This window comes from Corynebacterium wankanglinii, from assembly GCF_013601005.1.
In the GTDB taxonomy this organism is placed as follows: Bacteria; Actinomycetota; Actinomycetes; order Mycobacteriales; family Mycobacteriaceae; genus Corynebacterium; species Corynebacterium wankanglinii.
Genome location: NZ_JABFED010000001.1, coordinates 243739 through 259450, shown reverse-complemented (window position 1 = coordinate 259450; position 15712 = coordinate 243739). Strand labels below are relative to the sequence as shown.

Sequence of the window (15712 nt, the reverse complement as noted above, 5' to 3'; positions counted from 1 at the left end):
GATCATGGACTACAGAAACGACAGGCAGCTGGTGGCTGACTACCTGGGCGGGGACCGGCACGCCTTCACACTCATCGTGCGGCGCCACCGCCAGCGCATGTACTTCGCCGCCCGCAGCTACGCGCGCAACGAGCAGGATGCCCAAGACATCGTCCAAGAGGCGCTGTTCAAAGCCGCGCGCAGCATGCATACCTACCGCGGGGAGGCGAAGCTATCCACATGGCTGCACCGCATGACCATCAACGCGGCCATAGACCACCAACGCAAGGACGACAGGGCGGGTGCCCAGTACAGCCTGGACGACGACACTGCCGTCGACATCGACGCGAACAAGCACCTCGCCTACAACCCGATGGAGAACATGGAGCGCACCATGGCCATGCGCCAGGCGCTGGCGGTGCTCCCGCAGGCGCAGCGCAAGGCCCTGTGGCTCATCGACGTCGCCGGCATGAGCGTGGGCGACGCCGCCGCCGAACTCGGGGTGCGGCCGGGCACCGTAAAGTCGCGCCGCTACCGGGCCCGCGAGGCCGTCGCCGCGGCAATAGGGGAGGGCGCGAACCCGCGCTAAGATCTGCACCCATGACTTCCCCCGGCTTCAACTTTGTCACCCCGCAGACCGAGGCGGCGGCAGCGCCCGCCACCGCCGGCACCGACGCCGTGCACGACCTGATCATCATCGGCTCGGGCCCCTCCGGCTACACCGCCGCCCTCTACGCCGCCCGCGCCGAGCTCAAGCCCCTCGTCTTCGAAGGCTATGAATACGGCGGCGAGCTGATGAACACCACCGAGGTGGAAAACTTCCCCGGATTCGACAACGGCATCATGGGCCCGGACCTGATGGCCAACATGCGCGCCCAGGCCGAGAAGTTCGGCGCGGACCTGCGCCAGGAGCTGGTGGATTCGGTCGACTTTTCCGGCGACATCAAGAAGGTGTTCGTGGACGGCGAGGAGTTCCGCGCCAAGGCGGTCATCCTGGCCACCGGCGCGGCGCCTCGCCACCTGGGCATCCCTGGCGAGGCGGAACTGACCGGCCGGGGCGTGTCCACCTGTGCCACCTGCGACGGCTTCTTCTTCAAGGACCAACACATCGCCGTCGTCGGCGGCGGCGATTCCGCCATGGAGGAGGCCACGTTCCTGACCAAGTTCGGCTCCAAGGTCACCCTCATCCACCGCTCGGAGAACTTCCGCGCCTCCCGCATCATGCTGGAGCGCGCGCGGGAGAACGAGAAGATCGAGTTCCTCACCGACACCATCGTGGAATCCGTGGTTGAGGCGGACGGCAAGGTCGGGGGCTTAAACGTGCTCAACGTGGCAACCGGTGAGAAATCGGTGCTGGACGCCACCGCGCTGTTCGTCGCCATTGGCCACGACCCGCGCTCCGGGTTCTTAGACGGCCAGGTCAAGGTGGATGAGGCCGGGTACGTGGAGGTGGCGGAGCCGTCGACAAGCACGAGCGTCGCCGGCGTATTCGCCTGCGGCGACCTGGTGGATAAGACCTACCAGCAGGCCATCACCGCCGCCGGCGCCGGGTGCCGGGCCGCGCTGGACGCACAGCACTACCTCGCGGCGCTGTAGACTGTCCGCATGAACGCACCCGTTGATGTGACTCAGACAACCTTCAAAAACGAGGTCATCGAGGCGGACACCCCGGTGCTCGTGGACTTCTGGGCGGAGTGGTGCGGCCCGTGCCGCAAGCTGTCCCCGCTCCTGGACGAGGTCGCGCAGGAGATGGACGGCCAGGTCAAGGTAGCCAAGGTCAACGTGGATAACGAGCGCGCGCTCGGCGCCATGTTCCAGGTGATGTCCATACCGACCGTGCTGCTGTTCAAGGACGGCAAGAAGGTCGACGAATTTGTCGGCCTGCGCCCGAAGTCGGAGATCGTCTCCAAGATTCAGGCGCAGCTGTAACGGCGCGTAGACTGTCCACTGTCCATCAGAAGTAGAAAGGCCCGCATGCGAGACATTTTGCGCGTTGGCGACTCTGGTAGCCGAGTTGCTGAGGTTCGGATGTCCCTTGCGCGCCTGGGGCTCCTGGACGGCTACGAGGGCGAAATTGACAGCACCCGCCGCTTCTCCGAGAGCGAGATGCTTTACGACGACATCCTGTGCGAAGCCGTCAAAGCCTTCCAGCAGTCGCGCGGCATCGTGCCCACCGGCGACATCGATGAGGCGACCCAGCGGGAGCTGCGCGAGGCCTCATACACGCTGGGCGCGCGAGTGCTGAGCTACCAGCCCGGCCAGGAAATGGTCGGCGACGACGTGGCGCAGCTGCAGTCCCAGCTGCACGAGCTGGGCTTCTACCCCCACCGCGTGGACGGCAGGTTCGGCCCCAGCACCTACGAATCGCTGATGAACTACCAGCTCAACTCCGGGCTGGAGGACGACGGCGTGTGCGGGCCCGACACCCTGCACGCCCTCTCCCTGCTGGGCCGGCGCATTACCGGCGGTTCCGCCCAGGCCATCCGCGAGCGCGAGAGTGTGCGCCAGGCGGGGCCGAACCTCACCGGCAAGCGCGTGGTGATCGACCCGGACCTCGGCGGTGCGGACCGCGGGTTGACGGTCCACGGCCCCTACGGCCCGATCACCGAGGAGGAGATCCTCTGGGACTTGGCGCAGCGCATTGAGGGCCGCATGGTCGCCGCGGGTATGGAAACCATCATCTCCCGGCCCCGCGGGGACAACCCCTCCAACAAACAGCGCGCGGATCTGGCCAACGGTTTCAAGGCCGACCTGCTCATTTCCCTGCGCCTGGATTCTTACCCGAACGAGAAGGCCAATGGCGTGGCCACCTTCTACTTCGGCTCCGAGCACGGCAGCTCCTCGCTGACCGGGGAGACCCTGTCCAGCTACATCCAGCGCGAGGTTGCGGCGCGTACCCGCCTGCAGAACTGCCGCAACCACGCCCGCACCTGGGAGATGCTGCGGATGACCCGGATGCCGTCCGTGGAGCTGGTGGCGGGCTACCTGACCAACCCCGGGGATCTGGCCGTGTTGACTGACCCGAGCCAGCGCGACGCTATCGCCGAGGCCGTCGTGGTGGCCGTGAAGCGGCTGTACCTGCTCGACCACGACACGCGCCCCACCGGTACGTACTCCTTCAAGGAGCTGCTGCGCGAGGAGAGGCACGCGTAGCGGTTCTCGGCCCTACTCGGTCCCCTGGATCAGGCCCATGATGCGCTCGAAGTCGTCCTTGTCGCCGAACTCGACCACGATCTTGCCTTTGCGCTTGCCCATGGTGACGGACACCTTGGTGTCCCACGCGTCGGCCAACGAGTCCGCGGCCTGCGTCAGGTACTCCGGCTGAGGGACGGGCTGGCGCTTCGGCTTGTCCGGCACCTTGCCGCCTGCGTTGATCAGGGAGACGGCCTCCTCCGTGGCGCGCACGGAAAGGCCCTCGGCGACGATTCGGTCAGCGAGCTGGGCCTGGGCGTCAGCGGTGTCGTCGCCGAGCTTGATGCCCAGCAGGGCACGCGCGTGGCCCGCGGAAAGCACACCCGCGGCGACGCGGCGCTGCACGCCCACCGGCAGGTTGAGCAGGCGGATCGCGTTGGTGATCACTGGGCGGGAGCGGCCCAGCTTGTCGGCGAGCTGCTCTTGGGTCACGCCGAATTCGTCGAGGAGCTGCTGGTAGGCGGCGGCCTCCTCCAACGGGTTGAGCTGGACGCGGTGGATGTTCTCCAGCAGCGCGTCACGCAGCATGTCCTCGTCGGAGGTCTCGCGCACGATCGCCGGGATGTGTTTCAGGCCCGCCTTGGAGGCGGCGCGCCAGCGGCGCTCGCCCATGATCAGCTCGAAGCCGTCCTTGGTGTCGCGCACCACGATGGGCTGGAGCAGGCCGAACTCGCGGATGGAGTGCACCAGCTCCGCCAGCTCGTCCTCGTCGAAGACCTGGCGCGGCTGCTTCGGGTTGGGGATGATCTGGCCGAGTGGGATCTCCTGGTAGCGCGCGCCCACCGGAACCGGCTGGATCACCTTGTCGCGTTTCGCCGAGACGGTCGGGGCGCCTTGGACCTGTTTGGGGGCGCCCTTCGGTGCGTCGCTAGGCTTGGGCGCCTGCTTGCCAAAGATGACGTCCGAGGCGTTGCCGCCGATGCCCGGGGTCTTGCCCTTGTTGTCGATGTCTGAGGGCGCGGACGGGATCAGCGCCGCCAATCCGCGGCCGAGACCGCCTTTGCGTTCTGCCATGGTTTAGTCCTCCTCGAGCTGGTTGTAGACCTCGGGGCTCACGCCGATCGGGCCGGTGGTGGGGTGGGGCTGGTAATCGCCACGGGTGGCCATCTCGCGGGCCGCGTCGAAGTACGCGAGCGCGCCGCGGGAGCCTGGATCGTAGTCGATGACGGTCTGGCCGTAGCCGGGCGCCTCGGAGACCTTCACGGAGCGCGGGATGACGTTGTTCAGCACCACCTGGCCGAACTGGCCGCGTACCTCGTCGGCCACCTCGGAGGCGAGCTTCGTGCGCGCGTCGTACATAGTGAGCAGGATCGCCGAGATGTGCAGGTTGTGGTTCAGGTGCTCGCGGATCATGCCGATGTTGCCCAGCAGCTGGCCCACGCCCTCGAGCGCGTAATACTCGCACTGGATGGGGATGAGCACTTCGTCCACAGCGGTCATCGCGTTGATGGTGAGCAGGCCCAACGACGGCGGACAGTCGATGAACACGTAGTCGAAGCCGTGCTCCTCCAGGAAACCACGGCGGATCTGGTCGTGCAGGCGGTACTCCCGGCGCACCATGGACACCAGCTCGATCTCGGCGCCCGCAAGATCGATGGTCGCGGGGATACAGAACAGATTCGGGTTCTCGGGGTGCGCCTGCACGGCGTCCGCGGCTTCGGCCTCGCCGATGAGGACCTCGTAGCTCGACGTGGTGCCAGAGGTGTGCTCCGCACCCAGCGCCGTCGACGCGTTGCCCTGCGGGTCCAGGTCGATCACTAGCACCTTCAGGCCCTGGCGGCTCAAGCTCGCTGCCAGGTTCACGCTGGTGGTGGTTTTGCCCACGCCGCCTTTTTGGTTGGCCACGGTGACCACGCGCGGCTGGTCGGGCCGCGGGAGCGTTTCGCTTCTCGACGTCACACGCGCCGCACGCATCGCCGCCTCCATCACCGGAGTCTCGTCGAAATTCTCCACCTACGCCCCCTTCTTCTTGCGCTGGATGCGGATCAACGTGGTCGGCTGCGACAGCACCGAGCCGCCGACCGTGAAGATCTCAGCGTCCACGCCGCCGGCCTTGGCAATCTCGCGGCCGTCGCGCTCAAGCTCCTCGGCCACCGACTCGCCCTTCATGGCGACCATGTATCCGCCGCCCTGCAGCAGCGGAATGGACCACCCAGCGAGCTTACCCAGCGGGGCGACCGCGCGGGAGGTGACAGCGTCGAACGCGGCCTTGGGCTGCTCCTCGGCGCGACCGCGCACCACCGTGACGTTGTCCAAGCCCAGCTCCGAAACAACCTCGCGCAGGTAGGTGGAGCGCTTCAGCAGCGGCTCAATGAGCGTGATGGAAAGGTCCGGGCGCGCAATCGCCAACGGAATACCGGGCAACCCCGCGCCAGAGCCGATGTCCGCCACCTTCAACCCGGGCGCAAAAGCCTCCGCGATCACGGCGCAGTTGAGGATGTGCCGCTCCCACAGGCGGTCCACTTCTTTCGGGCCGATGAAGCCGCGCTCCGCGGCGGTGGTGGCCAGCGACTGGTGGTAGGCCTCGGCGAGAGCGAGGCGGTCTCCGAAGACTTCGGCCGCGGCTGCAGGGGTGTTCTCCGACATGCACAACACTGTAGTCGGCCCTCCGACATGAAAAATCCCGGCCACGTTGGGCCGGGACGAAACGTCGATAAGCAACTGCTTACTTACCTTGCTTCCGCTGCTTCTTCGTGCGGTGATCTTTGGTGCGCGCGCCCGGGGCGGGGGCGGTGGTGCGCTTCAGCTCCACCTTGCGCGCCTCCTCGGCGGCCTCTTCGGCATCCATCTTGTTGTTCAGCCACATGGACTGGAAGAACGTCCAGACGTTGTTGGTGAGCATGTAGAACAGCAGACCGATGTGCCAGATCACGCCGGTGGCCAGAATCATGACGGGGAAGAACCACAGCATGAGCTTGTTCATCATGCCCATCTGCGACTGCATCATCTCGGCCATCTCGCCCTGCGGCTTCGGGCCCTTGCCGGCGGCCTTGCGGGCCTCCTGGCGGTTGATCATGATGCGCGCGTTGAAGTGCGTGAACGCGGCACACAGGATGACCAGCGGGGCACAGACCGCGATGATCTTCGCCCGGGTGAGGTCAGCAGTGCCGAACGCCGCGAAGGCCTCTTGCGGCATCTTCATGTACGCCGACAGCGGCACGCCGAAGAAGTCCGCGTCAAGGAAGGACTGCACGTCCTCGGCCGGGAAGGCGTAGTTGGCGGTGTTGCGGTTCTCCTCCACAGACATGCCCAGGCCGGCGCCGCCCGTGCCAGTGCGGTTGAAGGAGCGCAGCACATGCAGCAGGCCGATGAAGATGGGCATCTGCACCAGCGGCACAATGCACGACGCCAGCGGGTTGGTGCCCATCTCGCGGTAGAGTTTCTGCGTCTCCTCAGCGATCTTCTGCTGGTCGCCCTGGTACTTTTCGCGGATCTCCTGCATCCGCGGCTGCATCTCCTGCATTTTGCGCGTCGAGCGCATCTGGTTCACCATCGGCTTCAGCAGCAGCAGGCGCACCGTGCAGGTCAGCAGGACGATAGCCAGGATCCACGAGATACCTGAGTCCTTGGGGATGGCAAAGCCGATGACCTCGTGCCAGAACCTCAGCACCCAGGAAATCGGCCAGTAAATGAAATTCAGCACGTTTCGGTGTCACTCCTCACTCATTTCAATGCTGCCCGGCACCGGGTCGTAGCCACCGGGGTGCCAGGGCCCGCATTTGCACAGCCTGGCTGCGGCCATTGCGCCGCCGCGCACCGCACCGTGCCGAGACACGGCCTCGAGCGCATACGCACTGCATACTGGCATAAAACGGCACGTCCCGCCCATCTTAAGGGGTGAAAGAACCTTTTGGTAAACGCGAATCAGCCTCACCAGGGCCTTCGCTGCCGGCCCCCTCGCCGCCGGGATCTCGCCGCCGGCGAAGTTGAAGTACGCCATCAGCGCTTCTTTTCCGCCTTGGCCAGTGCATACTCTAAATCGCGTGCGAGCTCGTCGCTCGTGGCGTTGGCGGCGGGCGGCAGCGCGCGGATCACCACGTCGCGCTCGCGCCCAAGCTTATCGACGAGCTCACGCTGCACCACCACATTGCGCAACTTCCGCGACACCGCGTGACGCGTCACGGCGTTGCCCACCTGTTTCGACACCACCAGCCCAAAGCGCGGCCCGCCCTGGATCACCTGGTCCGGGCGGGCGTAAACATGCACCATTAACGTGCGAGACCCCGCGCGCACACCCTTCCTCATCGCAGTTTTGAAATCTGCTGAGGAAGTGAGTTTGTGCGGGCGGGGTAACACGCGGACGGCGAAACTATGCGGTCAGCTTTGCGCGGCCCTTCTTGCGGCGCGCGGAAACAATGGCGCGACCGGCACGGGTCTGCATACGGGCACGGAAGCCGTGCTTGCGTGCGCGGCGACGGTTGTTCGGCTGGTAGGTCCGCTTAGACACGGTGGACTCCTTATAGGGTCATGAACAGCCGACGGCTCGTGAAAGCCTCCCGGGGAAGTGGCCGTTCCAAAATTGAAACGTTGTATTGAGATTGCGGTTTCGGCTCCGAGGGTGGAGCGCAAGTCGCGTGCAGCGCCTTCGCCAGCTCGCCTTGCAGCGGCCCGGTGCCCGGCGGGGGCGGTGCTCTCAGATGTACGACGGTGTGACCGACGTAAAGACGCGCTCAAGACTACGCGAATTCGCGCATTTCGGCCAAATCAACACGCGCCCACTTTCGAGTGCGGAAACGGGTGCCCCCGTAATTACACCGGTGTGTTTTTTCGCAGGTGAAGCACCGAATCCTCGACGCACCCTGCGACTGGACTACAACAAACTGGACAGCTGTTCGAGGGATCAGGTTTTCCACAGCGACCAGTCACAGCCGCTTTTCGACAGCCCCACCCCTGAGCGGTAACAATGGAGCAAACACCACAATCACACACCGTAAATACGCACAGGGCTGTGGATAACTGTGAAGTTCTGGTTGAGACTTTTGTGCAAATCGCGTTGTTTGCACAGGTCACAGCATTGTGAACAGGACGAAAAAGTTATCCACACGCCGTGCGAAACTTGTGGACAACTCGCGTTGCTACAGTATCCACACCTGTGGATAACGTTGTGGAACAGCAGGTGAGCACCCGCCTTCCCGGCGGGTGAAGTTGTGGATTACACAGTGGAATGCGGTGGGATTCCCCGCATTCTGGCAGGAACGGACAGACTGGAGACGACGTTGGCGGACCAACACCTCGAAGACCTGTGGCGCGGCGTCGTCGATGAGCTCCTGCGCCTCTCGGAGCAGCCAACCTCATCCGTGCCCACCCTCACCCCACAGCAGCGCGCGTATCTCAGGCTGATGAAACCGGTGGTGCTTGTGGACGGCTACGCCCTACTTTCCGCCCCCCACCAAGCCGCCAAAAACGTCATCGAGGAGTCCCTGGCCCCGCACATCACCGCGCTGTTGTCCTCGCATACCGGCCAGCCCTATAACCTGGCCGTTTCCGTAGCGGCACCGGAGCCGGAACCCGAGCCGGAACCTCCGGCCGCCCCGAGCTGGCAACCCACCCAGTCTTACGCGGAGGCGTCGGTAGGCGAGCAGATCCCCATGGGCCTGGACGAGCTGGCGCAGATGCACGCCGCCCAGGTGGCGGGCCGCCGCGGGGAGGCGGCGGCCCACCCCACCGTCGATCGCCGCATCCCGCGCGAGAAACCGGCGCACGACCCGGACCGCGAGGCCAGCCTGAACCCGAAGTACACCTTCGAAAACTTCGTCATCGGTTCCTCCAACCGCTTCGCCAACGGCGCGGCCGTCGCCGTGGCCGAAAACCCCGCCAAGGCCTACAACCCCCTGTTCATCTGGGGTGGGTCCGGCCTGGGCAAAACCCACCTCCTGCACGCCGCCGGCAACTACGCGCGGGTGCTGCAACCGGGGCTGCGCATCAAGTACGTCTCCTCCGAAGAATTCACCAACGACTACATCAACTCCGTGCGCGACGACCGGCAGGAGTCCTTCAAGCGGCGCTACCGCAACCTGGACATCCTGATGGTGGACGACATCCAGTTCCTCGAGGGCAAGGAGGGAACGCAGGAGGAGTTCTTCCACACCTTCAACGCTCTGCACCAGGCCAACAAGCAGATCATCCTGTCGTCCGACCGTCCGCCGAAGCAGCTGACCACGCTCGAAGACCGCCTGCGCACCCGCTTCGAAGGAGGCCTAATCACCGACGTGCAGCCGCCGGACCTGGAGACGCGCATCGCCATCTTGATGAAGAAGGCGGCCGCCGACGGCACGCAGGTGGACCACTCCGTCCTGGAGCTGATTGCCTCCCAGTTCGAGTCCTCCATCCGCGAGCTCGAGGGAGCGCTTATCCGCGTGTCGGCCTACTCCTCCCTGATCAACGAGCCGATCACGATGGAAGTCGCCCAAGTGGCGCTGCGCGACATCCTGCCTGATGAGGGCGACGTGAACATCACCGCCACCGCCATCAAAGACGCGGCCGCGGAGTACTTCCAGGTTTCCTTGGAGCAGCTCACCGGCGCGGGCAAAACCCGCCAAGTGGCGCATGCGCGCCAGATTGCGATGTACCTGTGCCGCGAGCTCACCGACCTGTCGCTGCCGAAGATCGGCGACGAGTTCGGCGGCAAGGACCACACCACCGTCATGTACGCGGACCGCAAGATCCGCAAGGAAATGACGGAAAACCGCGGCACCTACGACGAGATCCAGGAACTCACTCAAGTAGTGAAGAACCGGGCACGCACCCGCGGGCACTAGCGGCGAGGCGGCGCTGGGCCGCCTTCCTGCCTGTGCCCCGTGCTTCCTCCCGCAAGGGCGAAATCACTCCTTCACCACTTTCCACAGCCCTGTCCACATCTGTGTAATTACACGCTTGTAGTTTCGCCAGATACGTCACAATGTGTCCGCGATCACAATGCCGACTGTTGGGGACTAGGTGTGCATAAGCGGTGGAAGAACACGCTTCCAGTTGTGTAATTTCATAGACCCGAAAAATTCATCCACAGGCGGCCCCACTTATCCACAAGTTATCCACAACCCAAATCACACACCCGACACGCCGTGCCACCGGCGGTAAAGCCCCGCAGTCCACAGATTCCCCAACACCTATTGTTGTTCCCCCTTTACTTCTTGTAATTCAATCTGGAGAAAGAGAGGGTGTGCACAACCGTCGGGCCGCGCTCCGACCGGCGCTAAGCGCCGAGTGCGCCGGAGGGAATGACAAATGTAGAGTGGTCTCCGATCTGGCCCTGCCCGAGTAACCTGCCCAGCGAAGGAGACCGCGCCACCATGGACAACAATGTGTCGTTTCGCGTCCATAAGGACGAACTCGCCGACGCCGCGGCGTGGGTTGCACGCAGCTTGCCCACCAAGTCCACGCAGCCGGTGCTTCGCGCGGTGGTCATCACGGCGGACGACAACGGCTTGGAGTTCGCGGGCTTTGACTACGAGGTGTCCACCCGGGTGCGCATCGGCGCCGAGGTGAACAACTCGGGCCGTGTCGCGGTGGCCGGTAAGCTGCTCGCCGACATCGTGGGCACCATGCCGAATGACGCGATCGAGGTCAGCACCGACGGCAAGGTCATGACCCTCCAGGCGCGCTCCTCCCGCTTCGAATTGCCGTTGATCGCCCTGGACGATTACCCGCAGTTGCCGCAGCTGCCCGAGGTCACGGGCCGAATCTCCCCGGCTGCGCTCACCGGCGCGGTGACACAGGTCGCCTCCGCCGCCGGCCGGGACGACACACTGCCGATGCTCACGGGCATCCACGTGGAGATCGACGGCGAGAACGTGAAACTCACCGCCACCGACCGCTTCCGCCTCGCGCAGCGCCACCTGACATGGGAGCCGGCGAGCGCAGACGTCAAGGCCGATCTGCTCATTCCGGCGAAGACGCTGCTGGACAACGCGCGCACGCTGGACACCTCCATCGATGACCCGGTTGAGCTGGCGGCCGGCTCAGCCGACAACATCGGCGGCGACGGCCTGTTCGGCCTGCACACCGGCAACCGCGAGACCACCACCCGCATGCTCGACGCGGACTTTCCCAACGTCGCGCCGTTGCTGCCAAAGACGCACACGGCGATCGCGTCCGTGGAGGTGGCGCCGCTGCTGGAATCCATCCGTCGCGTGAGCCTTGTCGCGGACCGTAATGCCCAGCTGCGCATGCACTTCAAGGACGGGGAGCTCACCCTGTTTTCCTCCGGCGCAGATTCTGGTGCAGCGCAAGAAACACTTCCGGCCGCGTTCGCGGGTGTCGACGAGCTGCTCATCGCCTTCAACGCGGGCTATCTTCGCGACGGCCTGTCGGTCATCGGCACCGACCGCGTCGTCTTCGGCTTCACGGAGGCGTCCCGCCCGGCGATTATGATCCCGCAGCCGGAGCAGTTGCCGGAGCGCGGCGAGGACGGCACGTTCCCCACGCCGGACACCCACTTCACCTACCTGCTTATGCCGGTGCGCCTGCCGGGCTAGCCTATGCACGTCCGCGAGCTTGATCTGCGTGATTTCCGCTCGTGGCCCGAGCTGAATCTCAAGCTTGAGCCGGGCGTGACGGTGTTTGCGGGCCGCAACGGCCACGGCAAAACCAACATCGTGGAGGCGGTCCACTACTCGTCGAAGTTGTCGAGCCATCGCGTATCGACGGATGCTCCGCTCATCCACACCGGCGCTGACAATGCCCGCGTCTCCGCCACCACCGTCAATGACGGGCGCGCGCTGACGACCCATCTGTTGGTCAAGGCCCACGGAGCGAACCAGGCGCAGATCAACCGCACCCGGCTCAAATCCGCCCGGGAGCTGCTCGGGGTGCTGCGGGTGGTGATGTTCTCCCCGGAGGACCTGCGCCTGATTACGGGGGAGCCGGCGGAGCGCCGCAAGTTCCTGGACGACCTAGCCGCGCTTCGCACCCCGCGTCTCGGAGGTGCCCGCGCGGATTACGAGAAGGTGCTGCGCCAGCGAAACGCACTGCTCAAAAGCTCGAACATGGCGCTGCGCCGCGGCTACCAGGACGAAGACGGCGCGAGCGCGCTATCCACATTGGACGTGTGGGACGGCCAGCTCGCCGCCCTCGGCGCGCAGGTGGTGGCGGGGCGCTTGGCGCTCGTCGATGAGCTGGCGGGGCGCATCACGGAGGCGTACCAGTCCGTCGCCCCCGAGTCGCGCCCCGCGTCCGTGGCGTACAGCTCCACCTTGGACCGGGCTGTGCGGGAGCTCGCGGGCGGGTCCTCGCGCGACCCGGCGGTGTTTGAGGCCGCCATGCTCGCCGAGCTTGGCAGGCGCCGCAAAGATGAGATCGACAGGGGCGCCACCCTGGTCGGGCCGCACCGCGACGACCTGACGCTCATGCTCGGCGACCAGCCGGCGAAAGGGTACGCCTCCCACGGCGAAACCTGGTCCTACGCGTTGGCGCTGCACCTCGCCGAATACCAGCTCCTGGCCGGCGAGGGCTCCGACCCGGTGCTCATCCTCGACGACGTCTTCGCCGAGTTGGACGCGAAGCGCCGCGAGCGGCTCGTCCACGTCGCCTCCGACGCCGAGCAGGTGCTGGTTACCGCCGCGGTGGGGGATGACCTGCCCGGAAACCTCGACGACGCCGTGGCCGCGCGCTACGCCGTGACCATGCGAGACGGGGTGAGCTCCATTGAGCGATCTGATTAGGCGCAGCTTCGACACCGTCCGCGACACGGCCCGCAAGCGAGGCGGCCGCCTGCCGGACCTGTCCCGCCAGGGCACGAGCACCACCCCGCGGCGCAACAGGCCATCGCTTCACGACGCACCGAAGGCGCACATCACGGTGCCGGGGCTGGAGGTGCCGGAGGGACGTCGTCAAGCAGATGTCCGAGGCATCCCCACCGGTGCCGACGGGCGCGCGTTGCCCCGCAGCTACAAGGTGTCCTCCTTCAGCAACCTGCTGGGCACCGAAATCCGCAAACGCGACTGGACCGAGAAGATGGCGCACGGTTGGGTCATGGGCCACTGGGGCGAGCTGGTGGGCGAGAAGATCGGGCAGCACACTCGGGTGGAGATGATCAAAGGCGGAGAGGTGCACGTGAGCTGCGACTCCACCGCCTGGGCGACGCAGATGAAGTACATGCAGCGCGAAGTGCTCGCCGCCATCGCCGCGAAGGTGGGGCCGGACGTGGTAACCAAGTTGCACGTCTATGGGCCGAAGACGAAGAGCTGGCGCTACGGGCCACTGCACGTGAAGGGCCGTGGGCCGCGCGACACGTACGGGTAAATCCCGAAAAACGGGCGTGAAACGCCCTCTCGCGGGTTGGACGGGTGCCCGTAATGTCCCCCTCACCGTGTAAGATGAGACGGGTTCAACGGGCCTGTAGGACAAACCCTGTTACACATCCGGCCCACATTCACGCATGGAGGAGCTTCCCGAAAGTGGCAGAGCAGCAACCCCATTACGACGCGTCATCGATCACGATCCTCGAAGGCCTCGAGGCGGTGCGCAAACGCCCGGGCATGTACATCGGCTCGACGGGCGTGCGCGGCCTGCACCACCTGGTGTGGGAGGTCGTGGACAACTCGGTCGATGAAGCCATGGCAGGCTACGCCGACCGCGTCGACGTCACCCTGCTGGCGGACGGCGGCGTGGAGGTCGTGGACAACGGCCGCGGCATCCCGGTGGAGATGCACCCGTCCGGCGCCCCGACGGTGCAGGTGGTGATGACCCAGCTCCACGCGGGCGGCAAGTTCGACTCGGAGTCTTACGCCGTTTCCGGCGGCCTGCACGGCGTGGGTATTTCGGTGGTGAACGCGCTGTCCACGCGCGTCGAGGCGGACATCAAGCGCGACGGCAAGCACTGGTACCAGAAGTTCGAGATGGCCGTGCCGGATGAGCTGGTGGAGGGCGGCAACGCCCGCGGCACCGGCACGACCATCCGCTTCTGGCCGGACCCGGACATCTTTGAGAGTGTCGACTTCAACTACGACACCATCTCGCGCCGCCTGCAGGAGATGGCCTTCCTGAACAAGGGCCTGACCATCACGCTGACCGACCAGCGCGCCAGCGATGAGGAGCTGGAGCTCGAGGCCATCGCCGAGGAGGGCGACACCGCAGCGCTTATCGACGGCGACTCGTTCGACGACTCTGTCGAAACCGTCGACGCAGCCGACGTGGACCAGGACGGCGACGGCAACCCGGCGGAGGCCGGCGACGAGGTTGCCCCGGATGTGAAGAAGAAGCGGGAGAAGAAGGTCACCTTCTACTACCCGGACGGTCTGATCGACTACGTGCAGCACCTGAACAAGTCCAAGACCGCCATCCACCCGACCATCATCGGCTTCGACCAGAAGGGCGACGGCCTGGAGGCCGAGGTGGCCATGCAGTGGAACGGCTCCTTCAAGGAGTCCGTGCACACCTTCGCCAACACCATCAACACCCACGAAGGTGGCACCCACGAAGAGGGCTTCCGTGCGGCGCTGACGTCGTTGATGAACCGGTACGCGCGCGACCACAAGCTGCTCAAGGACAAGGAGCCGAACCTCACCGGCGACGACTGCCGCGAGGGTCTCGCCGCCGTCGTCTCGGTGCGCGTGGCGGACCCGCAGTTCGAGGGCCAGACCAAGACCAAGCTGGGCAACACCGAGGTCAAGGGGTTTGTCCAGCGCGCGGTGAACGAGAACCTCTCCGACTGGTTCGATGCCAACCCGGCCGAGGCCAAGGTGATCGTGAACAAGGCGGTGTCCTCCTCCCAGGCCCGCCAGGCCGCACGCAAGGCCCGCGACTTGGTGCGCCGCAAATCCGCCACCGACCTGGGCGGGCTTCCCGGCAAGCTCGCGGACTGCCGCTCCAAGGACCCCACAAAGTCCGAGCTGTTCATCGTGGAGGGTGACTCCGCAGGCGGCTCCGCCAAGGGCGGCCGCGACTCCATGTACCAGGCCATCCTGCCGCTGCGCGGCAAGATCCTGAACGTGGAGAAGGCCCGCATGGACCGCGTGCTGAAAAACGCCGAGGTCCAGGCCATCATCACCGCGCTGGGCACCGGCATCAACGACGAGTTCGACATTGCCAAACTGCGCTACCACAAGATCGTGCTCATGGCCGACGCCGACGTGGACGGTCAGCACATCGCGACCCTGCTGCTGACCCTGTTGTTCCGCTTCATGCCGGAGCTGGTGGAAAACGGCCACGTGTTCCTGGCCAACCCGCCGCTGTACAAGCTGAAGTGGGGCAAGGGCGAGCCGGGCTACGCGTTCTCCGACCGCGAGCGCGACGAGCTGCTTGCGGAGGGCCTGGAGGCCGGCCGCAAGATCAACACCGACGACGGCATCCAGCGCTACAAGGGTCTCGGCGAGATGAACGCCAAGGAACTGTGGGAAACCACCCTCGACCCGGAAACGCGCATTCTGCGCCGGGTGGAGCTCGAGGACGCGCAGCGCGCCGACGAGCTGTTCTCCATCCTGATGGGCGACGACGTTGCTGCCCGCCGCTCTTTTATCACCCGCCGAGCGAAGGACGTGCGCTTCCTGGACGTTTAGCTGCGCACGATCTGACATTCAGCGCACAAGGCCCCGGCATTTCCCCA

General features: G+C 65.5%; 16 protein-coding genes. 9 read left to right on the top strand and 7 right to left on the bottom strand.

Translation table 11 applies throughout. The features are described 5' to 3' along the window. Positions 1–4: 4 nt before the first annotated feature. The 4 genes from HMA55_RS01185 to HMA55_RS01170 are packed head-to-tail and all read left to right on the top strand — an operon-like array spanning position 5 to position 3132. Complete coding sequence (locus HMA55_RS01185) at positions 5–568, top strand: RNA polymerase sigma factor (protein ID WP_181191264.1); 564 nt, start codon at positions 5–7, stop codon at positions 566–568. A gap of 11 nt (positions 569–579) precedes the next feature. Continuing rightward, entirely contained in the window at positions 580–1575 is a 996-nt protein-coding gene (gene trxB / locus HMA55_RS01180; RefSeq protein WP_181191263.1) for a thioredoxin-disulfide reductase, read from the top strand. Between the two features lie 9 nt (positions 1576–1584). Next, positions 1585–1908 (top strand): thioredoxin, encoded by a 324-nt coding sequence (trxA, locus tag HMA55_RS01175; protein ID WP_181191262.1) that lies wholly within the window; start codon positions 1585–1587, stop codon positions 1906–1908. Between the two features lie 45 nt (positions 1909–1953). Further along, positions 1954–3132 carry an N-acetylmuramoyl-L-alanine amidase gene (locus HMA55_RS01170; RefSeq protein ID WP_181191261.1) on the top strand — a complete coding sequence of 393 codons (1179 nt, stop codon included), beginning with the start codon at positions 1954–1956 and terminating at the stop codon, positions 3130–3132. Between the two features lie 12 nt (positions 3133–3144). Here the strand turns inward: HMA55_RS01170 and HMA55_RS01165 are convergent, their stop codons facing one another. From HMA55_RS01165 to rpmH, 7 genes are all read right to left on the bottom strand, one after another. Continuing rightward, on the bottom strand, positions 3145–4185 hold the full coding sequence (locus HMA55_RS01165; protein WP_181191260.1) for a ParB/RepB/Spo0J family partition protein: 1041 nt from the start codon (positions 4183–4185) through the stop codon (positions 3145–3147). A 3-nt stretch (positions 4186–4188) separates the two neighbouring features. Further along, a complete protein-coding gene (locus tag HMA55_RS01160) occupies positions 4189–5097 on the bottom strand; it encodes a ParA family protein (RefSeq protein ID WP_181191573.1) in 909 nt (302 codons plus the stop codon). A gap of 27 nt (positions 5098–5124) precedes the next feature. Continuing rightward, on the bottom strand, positions 5125–5757 hold the full coding sequence (gene rsmG, locus HMA55_RS01155; RefSeq protein ID WP_181191259.1) for a 16S rRNA (guanine(527)-N(7))-methyltransferase RsmG: 633 nt from the start codon (positions 5755–5757) through the stop codon (positions 5125–5127). A gap of 79 nt (positions 5758–5836) precedes the next feature. After that, positions 5837–6814, bottom strand: a complete 978-nt coding sequence (yidC, locus tag HMA55_RS01150; protein WP_181191258.1) for a membrane protein insertase YidC — start codon at positions 6812–6814, stop codon at positions 5837–5839. Between the two features lie 9 nt (positions 6815–6823). Then, entirely contained in the window at positions 6824–7111 is a 288-nt protein-coding gene (gene yidD, locus HMA55_RS01145) for a membrane protein insertion efficiency factor YidD (protein WP_181191257.1), read from the bottom strand. Next, entirely contained in the window at positions 7111–7467 is a 357-nt protein-coding gene (rnpA, locus tag HMA55_RS01140) for a ribonuclease P protein component (RefSeq protein ID WP_181191256.1), read from the bottom strand. The genes yidD and rnpA overlap by 1 nt, the downstream gene beginning before the upstream one ends. 13 nt (positions 7468–7480) lie before the next feature. After that, positions 7481–7618, bottom strand: a complete 138-nt coding sequence (rpmH, locus tag HMA55_RS01135) for a 50S ribosomal protein L34 (RefSeq protein ID WP_042405335.1) — start codon at positions 7616–7618, stop codon at positions 7481–7483. 769 nt (positions 7619–8387) lie between these two features. Between rpmH and dnaA the strand changes: the two genes are divergently transcribed. The 5 genes from dnaA (at position 8388) to gyrB (ending at position 15665) form a co-directional block, all read left to right on the top strand. Continuing rightward, positions 8388–9929: a chromosomal replication initiator protein DnaA gene (gene dnaA / locus HMA55_RS01130; RefSeq protein WP_181191572.1), complete on the top strand. Its 1542-nt coding sequence runs from the start codon at positions 8388–8390 to the stop codon at positions 9927–9929. A gap of 531 nt (positions 9930–10460) precedes the next feature. After that, positions 10461–11645, top strand: coding sequence for a DNA polymerase III subunit beta (dnaN, locus tag HMA55_RS01125; protein ID WP_181191255.1), 1185 nt, complete (start codon positions 10461–10463; stop codon positions 11643–11645). Between the two features lie 3 nt (positions 11646–11648). Then, positions 11649–12830, top strand: a complete 1182-nt coding sequence (recF, locus tag HMA55_RS01120; RefSeq protein ID WP_181191254.1) for a DNA replication/repair protein RecF — start codon at positions 11649–11651, stop codon at positions 12828–12830. Continuing rightward, complete coding sequence (locus HMA55_RS01115; RefSeq protein WP_181191253.1) at positions 12814–13410, top strand: DciA family protein; 597 nt, start codon at positions 12814–12816, stop codon at positions 13408–13410. Before recF ends, HMA55_RS01115 begins: the two co-directional genes overlap by 17 nt. A gap of 155 nt (positions 13411–13565) precedes the next feature. Next, complete coding sequence (gyrB, locus tag HMA55_RS01110) at positions 13566–15665, top strand: DNA topoisomerase (ATP-hydrolyzing) subunit B (RefSeq protein WP_181191252.1); 2100 nt, start codon at positions 13566–13568, stop codon at positions 15663–15665. The last annotated feature ends 47 nt before the right edge of the window (positions 15666–15712 follow it).